Annotated in this window: 16 protein-coding genes; all 16 read right to left on the bottom strand. The window is 41.4% G+C overall.

Annotation, left to right across the window (positions count from 1 at the left end):
- Nucleotides 1-2: 2 nt before the first annotated feature.
- Nucleotides 3-779, bottom strand: coding sequence for a cell division protein FtsQ/DivIB (locus HII17_RS10765; protein WP_169075371.1), 777 nt, complete (start codon nucleotides 777-779; stop codon nucleotides 3-5).
- Nucleotides 776-1696 carry a D-alanine--D-alanine ligase gene (locus HII17_RS10760; protein ID WP_169075370.1) on the bottom strand — a complete coding sequence of 307 codons (921 nt, stop codon included), beginning with the start codon at nucleotides 1694-1696 and terminating at the stop codon, nucleotides 776-778. Before HII17_RS10760 ends, HII17_RS10765 begins: the two co-directional genes overlap by 4 nt.
- On the bottom strand, nucleotides 1696-3159 hold the full coding sequence (gene murC, locus HII17_RS10755; protein ID WP_169075369.1) for a UDP-N-acetylmuramate--L-alanine ligase: 1464 nt from the start codon (nucleotides 3157-3159) through the stop codon (nucleotides 1696-1698). The genes HII17_RS10760 and murC overlap by 1 nt, the downstream gene beginning before the upstream one ends.
- Nucleotides 3152-4243, bottom strand: coding sequence for an undecaprenyldiphospho-muramoylpentapeptide beta-N-acetylglucosaminyltransferase (murG, locus tag HII17_RS10750; protein WP_169075368.1), 1092 nt, complete (start codon nucleotides 4241-4243; stop codon nucleotides 3152-3154). The genes murC and murG overlap by 8 nt, the downstream gene beginning before the upstream one ends.
- Nucleotides 4236-5435, bottom strand: a complete 1200-nt coding sequence (gene ftsW, locus HII17_RS10745; RefSeq protein WP_408033887.1) for a cell division protein FtsW — start codon at nucleotides 5433-5435, stop codon at nucleotides 4236-4238. Before ftsW ends, murG begins: the two co-directional genes overlap by 8 nt.
- A 26-nt stretch (nucleotides 5436-5461) precedes the next feature.
- Nucleotides 5462-6826, bottom strand: coding sequence for a UDP-N-acetylmuramoyl-L-alanine--D-glutamate ligase (gene murD / locus HII17_RS10740; protein ID WP_169075366.1), 1365 nt, complete (start codon nucleotides 6824-6826; stop codon nucleotides 5462-5464).
- A 9-nt stretch (nucleotides 6827-6835) separates the two neighbouring features.
- Entirely contained in the window at nucleotides 6836-7918 is a 1083-nt protein-coding gene (gene mraY, locus HII17_RS10735) for a phospho-N-acetylmuramoyl-pentapeptide-transferase (RefSeq protein WP_169075365.1), read from the bottom strand.
- The gene (murF, locus tag HII17_RS10730; RefSeq protein ID WP_169075364.1) at nucleotides 7918-9303 is read right to left on the bottom strand and encodes a UDP-N-acetylmuramoyl-tripeptide--D-alanyl-D-alanine ligase; all 1386 of its coding nucleotides are present in this window, start codon (nucleotides 9301-9303) and stop codon (nucleotides 7918-7920) included. The genes mraY and murF overlap by 1 nt, the downstream gene beginning before the upstream one ends.
- A complete protein-coding gene (locus HII17_RS10725) occupies nucleotides 9300-10829 on the bottom strand; it encodes a UDP-N-acetylmuramoyl-L-alanyl-D-glutamate--2,6-diaminopimelate ligase (RefSeq protein ID WP_169075363.1) in 1530 nt (509 codons plus the stop codon). Before HII17_RS10725 ends, murF begins: the two co-directional genes overlap by 4 nt.
- A complete protein-coding gene (locus HII17_RS10720) occupies nucleotides 10822-12558 on the bottom strand; it encodes a peptidoglycan D,D-transpeptidase FtsI family protein (RefSeq protein ID WP_169075362.1) in 1737 nt (578 codons plus the stop codon). Before HII17_RS10720 ends, HII17_RS10725 begins: the two co-directional genes overlap by 8 nt.
- Entirely contained in the window at nucleotides 12555-12869 is a 315-nt protein-coding gene (gene ftsL, locus HII17_RS10715; RefSeq protein ID WP_169075361.1) for a cell division protein FtsL, read from the bottom strand. Before ftsL ends, HII17_RS10720 begins: the two co-directional genes overlap by 4 nt.
- Complete coding sequence (gene rsmH, locus HII17_RS10710) at nucleotides 12869-13813, bottom strand: 16S rRNA (cytosine(1402)-N(4))-methyltransferase RsmH (protein ID WP_169075360.1); 945 nt, start codon at nucleotides 13811-13813, stop codon at nucleotides 12869-12871. Before rsmH ends, ftsL begins: the two co-directional genes overlap by 1 nt.
- Before the next feature lie 5 nt (nucleotides 13814-13818).
- Complete coding sequence (mraZ, locus tag HII17_RS10705) at nucleotides 13819-14277, bottom strand: division/cell wall cluster transcriptional repressor MraZ (RefSeq protein WP_169075359.1); 459 nt, start codon at nucleotides 14275-14277, stop codon at nucleotides 13819-13821.
- A 283-nt stretch (nucleotides 14278-14560) separates the two neighbouring features.
- A complete protein-coding gene (locus tag HII17_RS10700) occupies nucleotides 14561-15607 on the bottom strand; it encodes an ABC transporter ATP-binding protein (RefSeq protein WP_169075358.1) in 1047 nt (348 codons plus the stop codon).
- 74 nt (nucleotides 15608-15681) lie between these two features.
- Nucleotides 15682-17310 (bottom strand): ABC transporter permease, encoded by a 1629-nt coding sequence (locus tag HII17_RS10695; RefSeq protein ID WP_328824521.1) that lies wholly within the window; start codon nucleotides 17308-17310, stop codon nucleotides 15682-15684.
- A complete protein-coding gene (locus HII17_RS10690) occupies nucleotides 17307-18305 on the bottom strand; it encodes a Fe(3+) ABC transporter substrate-binding protein (protein ID WP_211185328.1) in 999 nt (332 codons plus the stop codon). The genes HII17_RS10695 and HII17_RS10690 overlap by 4 nt, the downstream gene beginning before the upstream one ends.
- Nucleotides 18306-18364: the final 59 nt, after the last annotated feature.

Below are 18364 nucleotides of genomic sequence, written 5' to 3'. Positions count from 1 at the left end.
GATTAAACTCTTTGTTTTTCTGGAGCCGGCTTCCAGCCAACTGCTACACCGGTATCGTAACGAAGGTCGATATAATCAATCACTTCGTTTTCTTTTTGATACTGTTTTATCTGAGGGTAGATATCCATAAAACGTTGAACACGTTCTACACGCTCTTCCCTACCTAAATTTATTTGTACGCCATCACTTAACGTTAGTTGCCAAGAGAATCGCTCGGACAACACTAACTCTTCTATTGCTAAGCGACGATATTCCAATAGCTTGTTTAAACTTTTAAAGTTATCCAACGCGACTAATTCGCTGCCTTCAGGACCAAAAAACTCTGGCATCGGCTCGCTAACTCGCTCAGCGCTGGCCTGAAAAGCAGTACCATATTGATTAATGAAAAAATCACCATTCCAACGCGCAATAGGTGCTTGATCAACCACATATATCTTCAGTTCATTTGGCCACTGTTTACGGACAGAAACTGAATATACCCAAGGTAACTGCTTAACTTGATGTTGTACTTGATTAACATCAACCTTAAAAAAGTTACCTATGTTTAACGGTTCAATCACCGAGTAAATATCTTGCTCTTGCGTATAAGGCATTTCACCACTGATAACAACGGAGGTAACCGGTGCAGTTTCAGCTGAGCTTACTCGCTTACTAACATTCCAAAATACCGACAACATGGCGATAACAACCAAAAAGAAAAACACTAAGCCTGCCCAAAAGCTCCAATGAACTTTTGTTAAATCAGGTTGTTCTTTTTTAGTTACCGCTGCACTTGTCATTTAATCGCTAGCTCCACTATGTTCGACACCAAGCTAGAAAAGTCTATACCCGCCGCATTTGCAGCTTTCGGTACTAGCGAAGTTTCCGTCATCCCGGGCACTGTATTCGCTTCTAGTAATTGCCATTGACCTTTATCGTTGCGCATCACGTCAACACGCCCCCACCCTTCAGCACTTACTGCGTCAAAAGCTTGTTTTGCTAATACTTTAAGCTGTGTTTCATCTTCATCTGATAAACCGCTTGGACAGTGATATTGCGTCGAATTGCTTTGGTATTTTGCTTCGTAATCGTAAAACTCTCTTGGCGTTTCCATATGTATTGCAGGTAATACCTGATCGCCTAAAATCGCCACTGTATATTCAGGCCCATCAATCCACGCTTCAACCAGTACCTGCGAATCAAATCCAAACGCTTCTGTTAACGCATTTTTAAGTTCTATTTCATTGCTTACTTTTGCCATACCAATGCTAGAACCCTCATTGGCTGGTTTTACCATCGCTTTACCGCCCAAATTAGCAAGTATTTGCGAACAGTTACCCTCATCAAAATCAGCTTTGGTAATAATGCTAAATGGCGCTGTTGGTAGCCCCACAGCTTGCCAAATTTGTTTGGTGCGTATTTTATCCATACACAATGCTGAACCTAGTACACCACTACCAGTATATGGTAAGCCCATAAACTCTAGTGCACCTTGTAGGCAGCCATCTTCACCACCGCGTCCATGAAGCGCTATAAATACACAATCAACTTTTTTAGCTGCAATATCGGCTAATGGAACATATTTAGTATCGATAAGTTCCACTTGGTAACCTGCTTGCTCTAAGCCCCTAGCAACCGCTTGCCCAGAATTCAAAGAAACTTCGCGCTCAGCAGAAGTACCGCCATGAAGTACCGCAATGCTTTTTGTATCAGTCATTACCTTACCTCCCTATGCAGGAGAGGGTCATCACTTAACGAACGAGCAATAGCTCCAATATTTCCGGCACCTTGCGTGATAACCATGTCTTTATCTTGTAATTGATTTGCTAATAATTCAGCTAACTTGTCCGCATCGCTCACATAAACAGGTTCAATCTGGCCACGCAATCTAATTGCTCGAGCCAAAGCTTTACTGTCCGCACTTGGAATCGGTGCTTCACCAGCTGCATAGACATCTAGCAAAAATAAACTATCGACTTCCGACAAAACTTCTACAAAATCTTCAAATAAGTCACGCGTACGAGAATAACGATGTGGCTGAAACACCATGACTAAGCGTTTTTTCGGCCAACCATTGCGCATTGCTTTAATCGTTGCTTCTACTTCTTTCGGATGATGACCATAATCATCAACCAACACCATTTCGCCTTGTGATGTTGTAAGGTTTGATAACTGTTCAAAACGTCGGCCAATACCTTCAAATTCACCTAGCGCTTTCACGATTGCGCTATTTACTACTTTTTCATCTTTAGCAACTGCAATGGCTGCCAGTGCATTTAATACATTGTGTTGGCCGGGCAAATTAACTGTTGCGCTAAATGGAGTCTCATTAGCCATCTCAACAGTAAAACTACTTTGTCCTGCAGTTTGCTGATAATTTGTCGCTCGTATATCGGCATCTTCACTGAAGCCATAGGTAATCACCTGACGTGCTACTCGAGGTAATAATTCACGTACGACAGGGTTATCGATACACATAACTGCAACACCGTAAAAGGGTAGGTTATGTAAAAATTCGATATAAGTATCTTTCAACTTTTCAAAATCACCTTCATACGTTTCCATATGATCAGCGTCGATGTTAGTTACAACGGCCACCATAGGTTGTAAATGCAAGAAAGAAGCATCTGACTCGTCTGCTTCAGCCACTAAATAACGACTTGAGCCTAAACGAGCATTGGTACCTGCACTATTTAGCAGCCCACCGATAACAAATGTCGGGTCAAGTTCCCCTTCTGCTAATATGCTGGCGATTAAGCTAGTAGTTGTGGTTTTGCCATGAGTACCTGCTATTGCAATCCCATGTCTAAACCGCATCAATTCAGCTAACATTTCAGCGCGGCGTACTACAGGAATACGCTGTTCAAATGCCGCGATAATTTCTGGGTTTGTTTGATCAATTGCCGTAGATACAACAATGACACTCGCACCATCGATATTCTTAGCGTCGTGACCAATGTGAACTTGAGCACCTAATGAAACCAAGCGTTTAACAACGGCATTCTCGTTGATGTCAGAGCCTGAAATTTTATAACCTTCATTGAGTAGCACTTCGGCAATACCACCCATTCCTGCACCACCAATACCAATAAAGTGTATTTGTTCTACGCGGCGCATTTCTGGCACTTTAATTGGTGCCAATGTATTTACTTGTCCTGCTTGATTCACTTGCTTAACCATTAGCTACTAACTCCTTACAGGCTTCTGCAACCTTGATAGTAGCGTCTGCATGGGCCGCATCTAATGCAGCTTTTGACATATTTCTAACCACGGTATCTGAGCTAAACATGCTATTTAGCATTTGCGCTAACGTAGTACCGTTAAAATCTTTTTGGGCAATTAATTTAGCGGCGCCTCGTCCAACTAAGTAATCTGCATTTTTTGTTTGATGATCGTCAACGGCATGAGGAAGAGGAATGAATATAGCAGGCTTGCCAGCCATCGCTAATTCCGACACAGTAAGAGCCCCGGCTCGGCAAACAACAATATCAGCCCAATTATAGGCTTCAGCCATATTATCGATAAATTCAGTTACTTTAATGCGCTCTTCTGGTAAGCCATGCTCGTGGTACCTGGCTTGAACTTCAGCTTCATTTCCTTTACCCGTTTGATGCCATACATGAATATGTTGCTGTTGAATTTGTTTCATCGCAGAAGGCACAGTGTCGTTAAAAATTTTGGCGCCTAAGCTACCACCAACCACAAGTACTTTTTTACTGCTTGTAGGCTGAACAGAAACCACTTGCTCTAATTCAACCATTTCTTTACGTAAAGGATTACCAACAACTTTTGCACCAACACTAATTTTGAATGCATTAGGGAAAGCACATAGTACGCGTTTTGCAATTTTTGATAGGTAACGATTACTCATACCTGCAACGGCATTTTGTTCATGCAATACCAATGGCTTACCCAATAACCACGCAGCAACACCACCTGGAGCACTTGCATAGCCACCCATACCTAAAACCACATCAGGGTTAATTCCACGTATTACTCGAATTGACTGTATTAATGATTGCAGTAGTTTAAAAGGCAGCTTAATTAACTCTTTCCAACCTTTATTGCGCATACCAGCAATATTGATGAAGGAGATGGGGTAACCCTGCTGAGGAACAATTTCTGCTTCCATACGCTTAGCTGTACCAAGCCAGTGAATTTGCCAACCTTCACTCTCTAGCGCCTTAGCTACCGCAACACCAGGAAATATATGTCCGCCAGTACCACCAGCCATTACTAACAACTTAGGAGCTTGTTTAGTCATCGGACGCTCCTTTTTTAACTGACTTCCGCGTCGACTTTGTCGCTTGAAGACTCTGCAGACGCAATTCATGATCGATGCGCAGCAATACAACAACAGCAAGCGTCATAATAATCGTTGAACTACCACCATAACTAATCAAGGGCATCGTTAAACCTTTAGTTGGCACAATACCAGCGCTTGCTCCAACATTAACCGCAGCCTGAAAACAAAACCAAATTCCAATACCGTAGGCAAAGAAGCCTTCAAAATACTTTTCTTTATTTACCGCGCGACGGCCCAGCAATAATGCCTTAATCACTAAAATACTACTCAATACTAAAATGGCACTGATACCAATAAATCCAAACTCTTCTGCCAAAACCGCCATAACAAAGTCAGTATGCGCTTCTGGAAGATATTCTAATTTTTGAATACTGTTTCCCAATCCTTGACCAAAAATTTCGCCACGACCATAGGCCATTAACGATTGTGTTAATTGGTATCCACTACCAAAAGGATCTGCCCAAGGGTCAAGGAAGCTGGTAACTCGGCGCCATCGATAGGGCTCAAAAATGGCGAGCAATGATAGCGCACCAACACCAACACTCGCAACCGCTATAAACTGCCATAATTTAGCGCCAGCAAGGAACAATAAACCAAAGGTCGTTACAAACATTACAATGACTGTACCTAGGTCAGGCTGAAGCAATAACAACATTGCTAACACACCAAAGACCACGAGCGGTTTAGCAAAGCCTTTGATGTTTTCCATCACTTCATCACGGCGTCGCACTAAGTAAGCAGCTAAGTAACAAAAGAAGAACAATTTGGCCGGTTCCGCAGCTTGAATTGTAATAGGTCCGACAACAATCCAACGAGTAGAACCATTAACTGTTCGACCAATTGCAAGCACAACTATTAATAAACCAATGGCAAGTATCAGTAATTTCCCACTATTCTGATGCCACCAACTCATGGGGATTTGCAGTGCAAAGGCGGCAATTAACACACTTAAGCCGATGTATATACCGTGTCGAATGACAAAATGAAATGGGTCGTTAAACAAACGTTCTGCAACCGGCATCGACGAGCTAGCCGCCATAATTAGTCCAATAGAAAACATAGCAACCATTAAAATGACGTAGCTACGGTCAAATGTAACGTTGGCATTAGTTTCTACTTTCATCCAACTAGGTAATGTTGGCATTTCCATTACGCGTAAAGAGAAGTTAGCTGCCATTAGCTTGCCTCCTTTACGTTATTGATTGCGTCAACGAAGGTCTGGCCACGCTCAGCAAAATTAGTAAACATATCAATGCTTGCGCAGGCAGGAGATAATAAAACTACATCACCACTTTTGGCGATTGTTCTCGATAGTTCAACGGCTTGCTCTAACGATTCAACCGCTTGTGACTTTTCTGAAAGCGCAAGGAGCTGAGCCTTATCTTTGCCCAATGCAAATAATTGGCTTACGTGTTCATCGATTACAGCTTTTAAAGGAGAGAAGTCTGCACCTTTACCGTCGCCACCAGCAATAAGGATTAATTGTTGCTGCGCACCTATCGTTGAGCTAATGCCTTCAATAGCGGCGACTGTCGCACCAACATTGGTTGCTTTAGAATCATTAATCCAGAAGATATCGTCATTACTTGCTATTGCCTGACAACGATGTGCTAACCCTTCAAAACTAGCTAATGCTTCAAGCATCGTATCTAATGGCCATTTAAGTAATTGGCCAATGGCTAACGCTGCTAAAACATTTGTCGCATTATGAATACCAGAAATTGTTAACTGGCTTAATGGCATTAATGCTTGCTTACCTAACGCCAAGAATTTACCTCGAGTCGTTTCTATAATGCCAAACTGATTTGCGGCCGGGCTATCTTTTCCAAATGATACCGCAGCTAACTCCGATGTTGGTTTTGTCACTAAGTCATCACGATTAAATACTGCATATTGTGCGCCTTGATAGACACGCTGCTTTATCTCACCGTAATTCTCAATGGATTTATGACGATCTAAGTGATCGTCACTTAAGTTCAACATACAACTAACAATTGGCGTTAGGCTTGTTAAAGTTTCAAGTTGAAAGCTGGATAATTCAAGTATTAGTAACTCTGGTTCTGTATCAAGGGTGTCTAACACTGGCACCCCAACATTGCCTCCAAGCTGGGTTTTAACACCAAGCTTTTGGCCAATATGGTGTATTAGATTAACAACGGTAGATTTACCATTTGATCCAGTTATAGCGACACATGGTGTTTGTTTTAATCGAGCATATAATTCGATATCGCCCCATACTTGACAGTTATCGGCAATGTTATCAGCAATTTCAGGCTGATTAATATCCACACCAGGGCTTACCAGTAATATTTCAGCACTTGCAATTAACCGACTGTCCCAACAACCAGTAACTAACTCAATCGTAGCGTAGTCACGTTTAAATTCTTCAAATTGAGCATGTGATGAACGACTATCATTTACCGCAAAATTAAGCGCATTGTACGTTTTTTTATTTGATAAGAAACGCACAAACGACATGCCTGTTAGGCCTAAACCTAACACGACAATGCGCTTATTTTGTAATTGCGATAAATCTAACATCTTCTCTTCTTATCTGAGTTTTAACGTCGCTAAACCAACGAGCACTAGTACCAAGGAAATTATCCAAAAGCGTACAATTACTCTCGGCTCTGGCCAGCCTTTTAATTCATAGTGATGATGTATCGGTGCCATTCTAAAAATGCGCTCACCACGTAGCTTGTATGAACCAACTTGTAAAATTACTGACAAGGTTTCCATCACGAAAACCCCTCCCATGATCACCAACACTAATTCTTGCCTGACTAGTACCGCGATCACACCTAAGACGGCACCTAGCGCCAATGAGCCAACATCCCCCATAAATACCTGAGCGGGGTAAGTGTTGAACCATAAAAAGCCAAGACCAGCACCAACGATGGCGGTACATACCACCACTAATTCACTGGCTTGTGCTATATGGGGAATATTAAGATAAGCAGAAAAGTTCACATTGCCCGTCACATAAGCAAATACGGCAAATGCGCCTGCGACCATAATAGTTGGAACGATAGCTAAACCATCTAATCCATCCGTAAGATTCACAGCGTTACTTGTACCTACAATCACAAAGTAGGCTAAAGCGATATATAGCAAGCCCAATTGCGGCATAACATTTTTCAAAAACGGGATAAGCAATGCAGTTTCAGCAGGAGATTGTGCATTCCAATATAAAAATACTGCGGTTGTTAAACCTATAACGGTTTGCCAGAAGTATTTCCAACGTGCAATTAAGCCATTGGAGTCTTTACGAATAACTTTACGATAATCATCAACGAAACCAATTACGCCAAAACTGGCAACGACAAATAACGTAGTCAATACATAGCTATTGGACAAATCTCCCCAAAGCAATACACTAAAAATTATCGATGCTAAGATCAAAATCCCACCCATTGTAGGTGTACCTGACTTAGATAAGTGACTTTCAGGACCATCATCACGAACCGTTTGACCAATTTGCATTCGTTGCAAATAGCGAATTAGTTTTGGGCCAAAATAAAGTGAAATAATTAACGCCGTTAGAGTGCTAACAATGGCCCTAAACGTTAAATACGAAAATACATTAAACCCAGAAAAATATTGTGTGAGGTACTCGCCTAACCAATATAACATTACGAGTGCTCCTCAGTGGCGTCCGTTTTTCGCCAAGCAATTATTTCATTCACTACATGCTCCATATGCGCACTGCGTGAACCTTTAACTAGAATAGAGATATAACGAGATTCATCAGCTAATAAATTAAACAAGCTAGTTAATAACTGGTCTTTAGAACTAAAATGCTGACCGTTATCACCAAAAGCATCAGCAGTACTTTGGCTTAACACTCCTAATGTTAATAATGAATCTATGCCTTGAACTTTCGCGTGTTCTCCAACTTCCTGATGATAACTTCTCGCCTCAGAGCCGAGTTCTGCCATATCACCAAGAATTAAAACTCGATAGCCTGGGTAGCTAGCCAGCAACTCTGTCGCGGCTTTTATAGACTCAACGTTTGCATTGTATGTATCATCAATCAGCTTGCAGTTATCACTTAACTGATAAAGGTTTAGTCTCCCTTTAACTGGTGCCATTTCAGCTAAACCCAACTTGATATCGTCAAGGCTTGCACCACACTCAATGGCAATAGCAGCAGCTGCTACTGCATTACATACATTGTGTTTTCCAGGAACAGCCAGTTGTATATATGTACTACCAATATGCGTATTCAATTTAAAGTTTGCACAACCGTTATCATCTAATTCAACATTAGCGCTGTAACAATCGGCTTCACCTGCACAAGAAAAACGGCGAACGTTTTTATCGGTTAAGCGCCACTGCCATTTGTTCGCCCACTTTGAATCTTGGTTATATAACGCTACGCCGCCTTGCGGGATCCCTTCAAAGATTTCACCTTTTGCTCGAGCAACACCACATAAATCGCCAAATCCCTCTAAGTGCGCTGCAGCGATATTATTAATAATCGCAACATCTGGCTTAACTAAGTTAGTGGTGTAAGCTATTTCACCAATATGATTAGCCCCCATTTCAATAACGGCAAAATCATGTTCATGGCTAAGACGCAACAAGGTTAGTGGTACACCAATGTCATTATTAAAGTTACCATCTGTTGCCAACACATTGCCCAATCGAGATAAGATAGCAGCAACCATTTCTTTTACAGTTGTTTTACCGCTACTTCCGGTTATCCCTACCGTTTTCGGTGCTGTTTGTCGCTTAACATAAGCACCAATTTTACCCAACGCTATTCTTGTATCATTGACTACAACCTGTGGTAGTTCACTATCCACTTGATGATCAACGATCAATGCACTGGCCCCTAATTCAGCCACTTGCGCAACAAATTTATGACCATCAAAATTTGGTCCTTTAAGTGCTAGGAAGACTTCATTATTCGTCAAAGCTCGGCTATCAGTACCTATTGCGTCAATAGTTAAATCATTACCTAAGTGTTGACCACCAGTAACTTCTGCAATTTCTGACAAGGTTAATTTGATCATGGGCGCTCTCCCGCCTGATATAAACTTTTGACGACAGCGCGTTCGCTGTATTCAATAATTTGACCAGCAATTTCTATATTGTTTTCGTGACCTTTGCCCGCTAGCAACACTAAATCTTCTGCTTTAGCATGTGCAATTGCTGAGCGCACAGCTTGCTTGCGATCTAACATCACGGTAATTTTTTCAGTATGACTACAGCCACTTAAGATATCGTTTGCGATAAGTTCAGGAGCTTCACTGCGAGGGTTATCATTGGTGATCACTACATGCTCTGCATATTTTTCTGCTATTGCGCCCATTTGTGCGCGCTTACCTTTATCTCGGTCGCCACCGCAACCAAATACTACCCAAAGTTCACCTTGGCAATGTTCGCGGCATGCCATTAGTGCGTTTTCTAATGCATCTGGAGTATGTGCGTAATCGACGACTGCCGTCGCCATGCCAATCGTTGAATAAGCTTCCATTCGTCCTTGGCTAGGCTCGACTTTTTCAATTGCTGGGGATATATCTTTTAATGAAAAACCAAGCGCTAGCATAGTTGCAATTGCGGCAAGAAGATTATCGATATTGAACATACCAAGTAATTGAGTAGTTACTTCAACCTGGTCAGTTGAGGTTTCTATAGTAAACGTTATGCCATGTTCGCTAAGGCTTATATTGCTACCATATACAAACTGCTCATAAGTCTTAACTTGACCTGAACGTCCGTAAACATAGCTAGGTTGGTTAATCAGAGTTAACCATTGCTGACCATATACATCATCACCATTTATAATGGCCGTCTGACCTGCGCTACCTGAAAAAATACTGAATTTGGCAGCAGCATACTCTTCCATAGTTTGGTGATAATCTAAATGATCTCTGGACAAATTAGTAAATACAGCTACATCAAGCTGACTAGGCAATATCCGGCCTTGATCTAAGGCGTGAGAAGATACTTCCATAGCAACATGCTGAATTTTTTGCTCAACAAAACCTGCCATCAAGTGGTTAAGCTCTGTAGGGCCAGGCGTGGTATTAGCGATTGGTGCTAAAGAATTTAAGCTTCCAGCTCCCGTTGTCCCTATAACGGCAGACTTTTTACCGCAATGTTCCAATAAGCTTGCAATTATCTGAGTTGTACTGGTTTTACCGTTAGTACCCGTTACCCCTATCAGCGATAATTCATTAACTGGTTGGTGATAATAATGAGCAGCAAGCTCAAATAACTTTTCATTCAACTCATAGAACTGAACAATTTGTGCAGTAAGCACTTCACCACTGATTGACTCAACGCTGCGGCTAATTACATTGCCATGTTGTTGTTGGTGATGACACTGTGCAATAACTAACACCGCTCCTGCAGCAATTGCTTGATCAATAAATTGTCTACCGTCACTTTCACTGCCAATAACAGCGCAAAACACGTCACCGTGAGTGACTTGTCGACTATCATTCGTTATCTGATTTGAGCATGTATATTCAATCTCAATATCAAACTGTGATAAAGCTTTGGCAATGTTAAAAGTAGACACGGTGTTAGGCATTCGTATCTCCTTTTTTCTTGCTTGCTGTTACTACCCTTGTATTGTCAGGTGCAATATTTAGTACTTGCATTGTGCCTTTCATAACACGAGAAAATACTGGCGCGGCTACATCACCACCATGATACAAATCACCACCTGGCTCATTAATAACTACGACAACCACTACTTCTGGGTTATCAATCGGTGCCATACCAGCGAACAAACCAACATAGTCATTACCATAGCCACCGGCAATGGCTTTGATACTCGTACCAGTTTTGCCACCAACACGGTAGCCCTCAACTTTCGCTTTCTTCGCACCGTTTTCAATAACGCCTTCAAGCATAGTTCTCAAATCTGCTGTATGGTGCTCTGAAAATATTCGTTCACCTTCTACCTGTTTATCTGTTTTCAAAATAGTAAATGGTAACTTTTTACCGCCATTAGCAACTGCAGTATAAAAGCGTGCTATTTGCATTGGCGTAATGGCAAGTCCATAACCAAAAGACAAAGTAGCCAACTCAAATTGAGACCATCTAGCACGGTCATGCATCATGCCGCTAGATTCGCCAACTAAACCAGTTCCAGTATCTTCACCAAAACCAACATCGAAAAACTTATCTAATAAAAACTCTTTCGGCAGCGATAGAATAAGTTTCGCTGTTCCCATGTTTGAAGAATGAATAAGAATTTCTTCCATGGTTAGATCGCCACGATTGCTAGGATCGCTTACTCGTCTACCCCCTAATCGCATCCAACCAGGGTGAGTATTTACTATCGTAGAACCTTCAGCTACACCAAACTCCATCGCGGTTAACAAAGACAGCGGCTTCATTGTTGAACCTGGTTCAAACATGTCAGTAATCGCACGATTGCGAAGCTTATGAACTGGCGTATTACTGCGATTGTTTGGGTTATAAGATGGAGAGTTCACCATCGCCAAAATTTCACCGGTATGAACATCTGCAACAATCACAGAACCTGAGGTCGCCTTAAACGCAGAAACCGCGCCCTTTAGTTCGCGGTATGCTAATGTTTGAATTCGCTGGTCGATACTGAGTACGACATCTTTGGGTGGTTTAGCCTCTTCGACGGAGAGAATTTCTATTTTCCGTCCTTTGGCATCTTTCCTAAATTTTTTCTTGCCGCCAGTACCGGTGAGTAACGTGTTATATACCCGTTCAATTCCTTCAATGCCTTTGTCATCAACATTGGTAAAACCAACAACATGAGCACTCACTTCTCCTGATGGATAGAAGCGTTTCGACTCTTTCCGTAGGTGAATACCAGGAATTTTCAACTCTTTGATATAATTTGCCATCACCGGCGAAACTTGACGCTCCACATAAACAAAACGTTTATTGGGATTGCGCACTATTCGGCTGGTTAATTTGTTTACGTCTTGCCCTAAAACATCAGCCAGCGCTTGCCAATGATCAGTCATCGCAAGTGCATTGTTGTCCATAACAATTTTAGGGTCTGCCCAAACAGTTTCTACTGGGACACTAACGGCAAGCTCGCGGCCATTGCGATCAAGCACAGAGCCACGTTGTACTTTATTTGCTGCCGTTCTTAATGAGCGCATATCACCTTGCTTTTTCAGCATGTCAGGTTCAACAACCTGAATATAAGCAGCACGCGCCATCAAGCTACCATAAATAATGACAACAACAGACAGCACAACATAAAAGCGCCAAGCAACTGTGCTGGGCTTTTGTTTTGCTTTGTTTCTTTTGTTCGCTACTGTCATGGTAATTTTATAACTACTTCTGAGTTTGTATCTGGTCTGTGCATATCTAGCATTTTTGATGCTTTGCGCTCTATCGCACTATGCTCAGCCAAACTATTTTGTTCTATTAATAAATTTCGCCATTCAATATCTAATTCATCGCGCTCGGTTAACAACACTTCCAATTCACTAGTGGTTTGGCGATTAACATGGGTGAAATAAATCACCGCAAATGCCGAAGAAATAACGGCAACCAATAGTAAATATGTCAAAATGTGTTGTTGGATATCATGTAAGATATCTACAACCAAAGCGGCACTTTTCGCAGCCATTAGCTATCAGCCAATCGCTCTGCCACACGTAACACTGAACTTCTAGAGCGCACGTTACGTTCAACTTCAGCTTTGCTAGGTTTAGTTTTACGACCTACCAAACGTAACTTTTTGCCTTTTTGTAATTCTGCTTCGCTGACAGGTAAGCCACGCGGTACTTGTTTACCTTGTGAATGTTTCCGCATAAATTGTTTTACCAGTCTGTCTTCCAATGAATGAAAGCTAATCACGACTAATCGACCGCCGGGTTTCAACACGTCCAACGAAGCTGCTAATGCTTGTTCAATTTGATCCAATTCAGAATTGATATACATGCGGATCGCTTGAAAACTGCGCGTTGCTGGATGCTTTTTAATTTCTCGTTGCGGTGCAGTTGTTTTAATTAATTTGGCTAACTGCCCAGTACGGGTAAGTGGCGACTCTTCACGAGTGTCGACGATAGCATTTGCAATACGCCAAGCATGTTTCTCTTCACCGAAGGTTTTTAACACCCAACTGATGTCTTCAACATCTGCACGCGCTAGCCATTCTGCAGCCGTCTCACCACGAGTGGTGTCCATGCGCATGTCTAGGGGACCATCATTCATAAAGCTAAAACCACGCTCAGCTTCATCTAATTGAGGTGAGGAAACACCTAAATCAAATAAAACACCATCAACTTTACCGGCAATATCTCTTTTTTGGGCGATATTACCGAGCTCTGCAAAGCCATGATGTTCGATGGCAAAACGACTATCATCTGCAAATTTTTCTGCTGCTGTTATTGCTGTTGGATCGCGATCAATTGCTAATAAATTCCCGCTGTCAGCAAGTTGCGATAAAATTTGCGTCGAATGTCCGCCTCGACCAAAGGTACAGTCGATATAATAGCCATCGGGATCGATTGCTAGGGCTTCGATTGCTTCATCAAGCAATACAGAAATGTGTGAACTTTGTTTAGGCATTTTTTTTATAATGATAAATCAAGTAATCGTTCAGTTAATTCGATTTCGCCTGCTTGGATCTTGCTAATACCCTGTTGCATTTGCGTTTGCCAAGCCGTTTCACTCCAAATTTCAAATTTCTTTAGTTGACCCACCAACATCACGTTCTTTTCTAAAGACGCGTGCTGACATAACGGGCCATTGATCAATAAACGTCCACTCTTGTCCATCTCGCAATCGGAGGCATTGCCGAGTAACACTTGCTGCAGTAAACGTTCTTGCGGGTTCATTGACGATAACCCACACAGTTTCAATTCTATTTCTTCCCATTCAGGAAGTGGATAAAGCAATAAACAAGGATGTTGAATATCAACAGTACACACCATTTTTCCTTGGCAATCGGCAACAAGCTCTTCGCGATACCGAGTTGGCATCGTGATTCGTTTTTTGCTATCTAGCGTGATTGCGCTGGTGCCTCTAAACATAACCTTACTTTTTAGTTAAGTGATCGATAATTAACACCTTCGATCCACTATTTCCCACTTTTTCCCACATTTGTACAGTTTAGAGAGTTAAGTAAAGTTATGTCAAGCAAAGAATAGTGATTTTGATCGCTCTAAAAGCCAGAAAAATTAGGCGATCAAGCGAAGTTGATGATTCTGTGGGGTTTTGTGGATCAATGACCCAAAAAAATTAATTTATACCTATATTTTTTAAAGATTTTGAACCACTGAGGATATAAACAGGTGTTTAAGTGGGTTATGCTCACTATGGAGTGGCAAAGATCAAATAGTCGTGAGGTTTTATCTCAACAGCCACTTTGTCACCTAAAGTAAAAACTTGTTCTGAATAAACACTTAATTGATGAATGGCTAGATCGTCTTGGTCATTTTCACTCGTTAATAAGTAATGAAAGCCCTGTTCGGTGACGCTAATATTGGAGACACACAGCTTGCTATTAGTATTAGCTTCAATACTTAAATGTTGTGGTTTGACAAGTAAAGCGGATGATTGGCTGCGCTCAAGGGGTAGGCTTATTTCAAATTGACTAATACAAGTAATCAATTGACCTTCAACGACCTTGCAAGGTAACCAGCTTCCTAACTGAAGAAAGTCTGCAACTTGATAGCTATTAGGCTGCTGGCAAAGCATAGAAGGAGAGCCAAATTGCAATATAGTGCCTGCCGACATTACTGCCATTTTATCGGCAAAGGTAAAGACTTCATCTTTATTATGAGTCACAAAGATTGCCGTCATGTCTAATGATTTTAAGAGTTGCCTTAGCTCTAACATTAACGCTTGACGTAATCTCGCATCAATATTGGAAAAAGGTTCATCAAGCAATAACAATTTTGGCTGCGGTGCAATTGCTCTTGCGATGGCGACACGCTGCTGTTGGCCACCAGATAATTGATGTGGAAATCGTTCTGAATAATCTTCTAGCTTTAACAGCGCAAGTAAATCATCAACTCGGATGATTCTCTGCTCTTTAGTCAGCGATTTAAGTCCGAATGCAATATTCTGACGAACGGTTAAATGAGGAAACAGCGCATAATCTTGAAAGATCATACCAACGTGACGCTTTTCTGGAGCTAATAAGTTAGTCGCATCTATTGATGTACCATCAATAATAATCTCACCAGACTGCTGAGCAATAAACCCTGCGATTGTATTTAATAACGTTGTTTTACCGCAACCACTGGGCCCTACTAGCCCTAATATTTCACCTCGAGATAATGAAAAAGAAATGTTATTCAATATCGACTGGTTATCTAAGGTAACGTCAAGCTGATTGACAGCTAATACATGGCTCACAACTAGTAAAACTCTTTAGTTAGAATGATAAATCGATTTGCAGTTTAACTTAGCAAGCGCAGTTCAACAAACACTTAGCTAGATTGATTATCTTTATTAAGCCAAACAATTGGTATTAAACCAAACAGTACAATAAAAATGGCACCAATAGCGCCTTGCTCGAGCTGTTCATCAGAAATTAGCTGATAGATAAAAGTACTGAGCGTTTCAAAGTTAAAAGGTCGTAATAACAAAACCGCAGGCAACTCTTTCATTGCCTCAACAAAAACCAACAGCCAGGCAACTAAAATAGAACTTTTCAATAAGGGTAAATGCACTTGTCGTATTGTACTTAATAAGCCAATGCCTAAACTTGCTGGTGCTTTATCAATTGAATGGGGGATCTTCGCTATACCTGAATTTACGGTGCCGTTAGCGATTGCCGCAAAGCGAACAACAAAGGCAAAAATAATAGCAAACGTTGTACCTGACAATATTAAGCCTGGCTTTTCTATGTTTATTGCTACCGCAATATCATTTAACCAATGATCAAGCGGACCAAAACTAGCCATTAACGCCATTGCTAAAACAGTGCCTGGCACAGCATATCCAAAGCCAGAAATTTGAAGTGGCAAGCTATTTATACGTACAGGGTAAAACCGATTTAACAGCGCTAGAGTTAATGAAATGACTACAGCTATTGTTGCTGCATATGCCGACACTTCAATTGTCGCTAACCCAATTTCGCCAAGTTTAGCTAGTTGATCGATTTGCGCATAATCAATCGCCATAATGGCTAATAACACAAAAGGTAATACGAAACCGAGTACTACTAGCACCCAACAAAAACTGACAGCCAACAGCTGCTGCATACGAGTAAGTACTAACTTATCATTAGATGTATTAGGCCTTACTGACTGATGTCGTTGTCCAGCACGACTTTTTTGTTCAGCGACCACAGCAAATAAAACAAAAAGCAACAAGACACTTGCTAACGCATTTGCCGCTGCCATGTCACTATAGCCAAGCCAAGTATCATAAATAGCAGTTGTTAAAGTATTAACAGCAAAATATTGCACCGTTGCAAAATCAGCGATGGTCTCCATCATCACCAAACTGGCAGCAACCATTATTGCCGGTCTAGCTAAAGGTAAGGCGATTTTGATTAAACTTTGTCTTGCAGTTAAACCTAACGTACGCCCGGCGCGAAGTAGGCTTTTATCCTGTTGCTCTAATGCCGTTCGGCCTAGCATGTATACATAAGGAAACAATACCAACGCTAGAATCACAGTCGCCCCTGATAAGGTGCGAATATCGAAAAACCAATAGTCACTCGGTGATTGCCAACCAAATAATTCTCGCAATAAACGCTGAACAGGCCCTGCATAGTCAAACAAATCGGTATAGAGGTAAGCCACTAAATAACCAGGCATAGCCAGCGGTAACAATAAAGCCCAGCGCAACACTTTTGCACTATATAAATTAGTTTGGCTAACCAACAAGGCCGCCGGTACACCAAAAAGTAGCGAAAGGGCGACGACACCGAATGTTAACCAAATGGTATTGCTGATGTAGGTAGGAAGAACCGTTTGCCATAAATGAGAAAAGGTATCGCCGGAATGGCCGATACTTGATGCAAGCATAACGAGCACTGGCGCTAGAAGCGCCAGTGCTATTATCCAACTAGAGGACTGCCATATTTTATTCGTACGACCAAATATCACAGATCAAATTGTGCCTGATCTAACAGTTTAAGTGCCGTCTTTCGGTGCTTAGCAATAGTTTCTAATGGCAAAGCATCCGACTTAAATTCACCCCAAGACGCTACTAGCTCCGATTTTTTAACGCCAGCACGCACAGGGTATTCCATATTCGTCTCCGCATACATTTGTTGTGCTTGTTCAGAGGCTAAAAACTCAATAAGTGCAATCGCTGAAGACTTATTCGGCGCGTATTTAGCTACACCAACACCAGAGATATTAACGTGAGCACCACGGTTAGCCTGATTAGGGAAGTTAATATTTACCCCATCAGCCCAGACTTTTTGCTTGTCGTTGTTTATCATCTTACCAAAGTAGTAACTATTACCCAGCGACACATCGCATAAGCCTTGGTGGATAGCTTGAACTTGCCCGCGATCATTACCTTGAGGTTTTCTGGCTAAGTTAGCTTTTACCCCTTTCAACCACTCCAAAGTTTTAGCTTCGCCATGTTCTGCAATCATTGATGAAACTAGTGCAACATTGTATGGGTGCTTACCACTGCGAGTACAAATTTTTCCTTTGTATTTAACGTCAGCTAAATCTTCATAATTAATGTCGACATTACCTAATCTTTTAGCTGAATAGATATTACGTACACGAGTAGTTAATCCAAACCATGTGTTATCGTCAGCTTGAAATTGTGACGGAATTGCTTGCTCTAAAACTGCCGAATTTACCGGTTGTAATAAGCTTTTTTCCTGTAATTCAATTAGGCGGCTAATATCTGTCGTTAATAGTACGTCTGCTGGGCTATGCTCACCTTCACGTTCTAAACGTTCAGCCATACCCTTCTTAGCAAAGACAACGTTAACCTTAACACCCGTTTGTTTGGTAAATTCATTAAAAAGCGGCTCTACTAAGAACGCTTGACGGTAAGAATAAACATTCACTTCACTGGCAAATGTTGAAAAACTAGTGGCAATTAATGCCGAAATTCCAATAATTTTTTTAATCATACTAAGCCTTTATACTATTATTGTATTGACCTTAATTGTTATGTTGCGAAAGAGTAATT

This window comes from Thalassotalea algicola, assembly GCF_012932965.1.
Classification (GTDB): domain Bacteria; phylum Pseudomonadota; class Gammaproteobacteria; order Enterobacterales; family Alteromonadaceae; genus Thalassotalea_F; species Thalassotalea_F algicola.
The sequence above is the reverse complement of the archived record's forward strand: the minus strand, read 5'-3'. Positions and strand labels throughout refer to the sequence as shown.

Bases quoted from the DNA above. Each gene is read 5' to 3' on its own strand.
- HII17_RS10765 (WP_169075371.1), bottom strand. From the start codon at position 779: ATGACAAGTGCAGCGGTAACTAAAAAAGAACAACCTGATTTAACAAAA.
- HII17_RS10760 (WP_169075370.1), bottom strand. From the start codon at position 1,696: ATGACTGATACAAAAAGCATTGCGGTACTTCATGGCGGTACTTCTGCT.
- murC (WP_169075369.1), bottom strand. From the start codon at position 3,159: ATGGTTAAGCAAGTGAATCAAGCAGGACAAGTAAATACATTGGCACCA.
- murG (WP_169075368.1), bottom strand. From the start codon at position 4,243: ATGACTAAACAAGCTCCTAAGTTGTTAGTAATGGCTGGTGGTACTGGC.
- ftsW (WP_408033887.1), bottom strand. From the start codon at position 5,435: ATGGAAATGCCAACATTACCTAGTTGGATGAAAGTAGAAACTAATGCC.
- murD (WP_169075366.1), bottom strand. From the start codon at position 6,826: ATGTTAGATTTATCGCAATTACAAAATAAGCGCATTGTCGTGTTAGGT.
- mraY (WP_169075365.1), bottom strand. From the start codon at position 7,918: ATGTTATATTGGTTAGGCGAGTACCTCACACAATATTTTTCTGGGTTT.
- murF (WP_169075364.1), bottom strand. From the start codon at position 9,303: ATGATCAAATTAACCTTGTCAGAAATTGCAGAAGTTACTGGTGGTCAA.
- HII17_RS10725 (WP_169075363.1), bottom strand. From the start codon at position 10,829: ATGCCTAACACCGTGTCTACTTTTAACATTGCCAAAGCTTTATCACAG.
- HII17_RS10720 (WP_169075362.1), bottom strand. From the start codon at position 12,558: ATGACAGTAGCGAACAAAAGAAACAAAGCAAAACAAAAGCCCAGCACA.
- ftsL (WP_169075361.1), bottom strand. From the start codon at position 12,869: ATGGCTGCGAAAAGTGCCGCTTTGGTTGTAGATATCTTACATGATATC.
- rsmH (WP_169075360.1), bottom strand. From the start codon at position 13,813: ATGCCTAAACAAAGTTCACACATTTCTGTATTGCTTGATGAAGCAATC.
- mraZ (WP_169075359.1), bottom strand. From the start codon at position 14,277: ATGTTTAGAGGCACCAGCGCAATCACGCTAGATAGCAAAAAACGAATC.
- HII17_RS10690 (WP_211185328.1), bottom strand. From the start codon at position 18,305: ATGATTAAAAAAATTATTGGAATTTCGGCATTAATTGCCACTAGTTTT.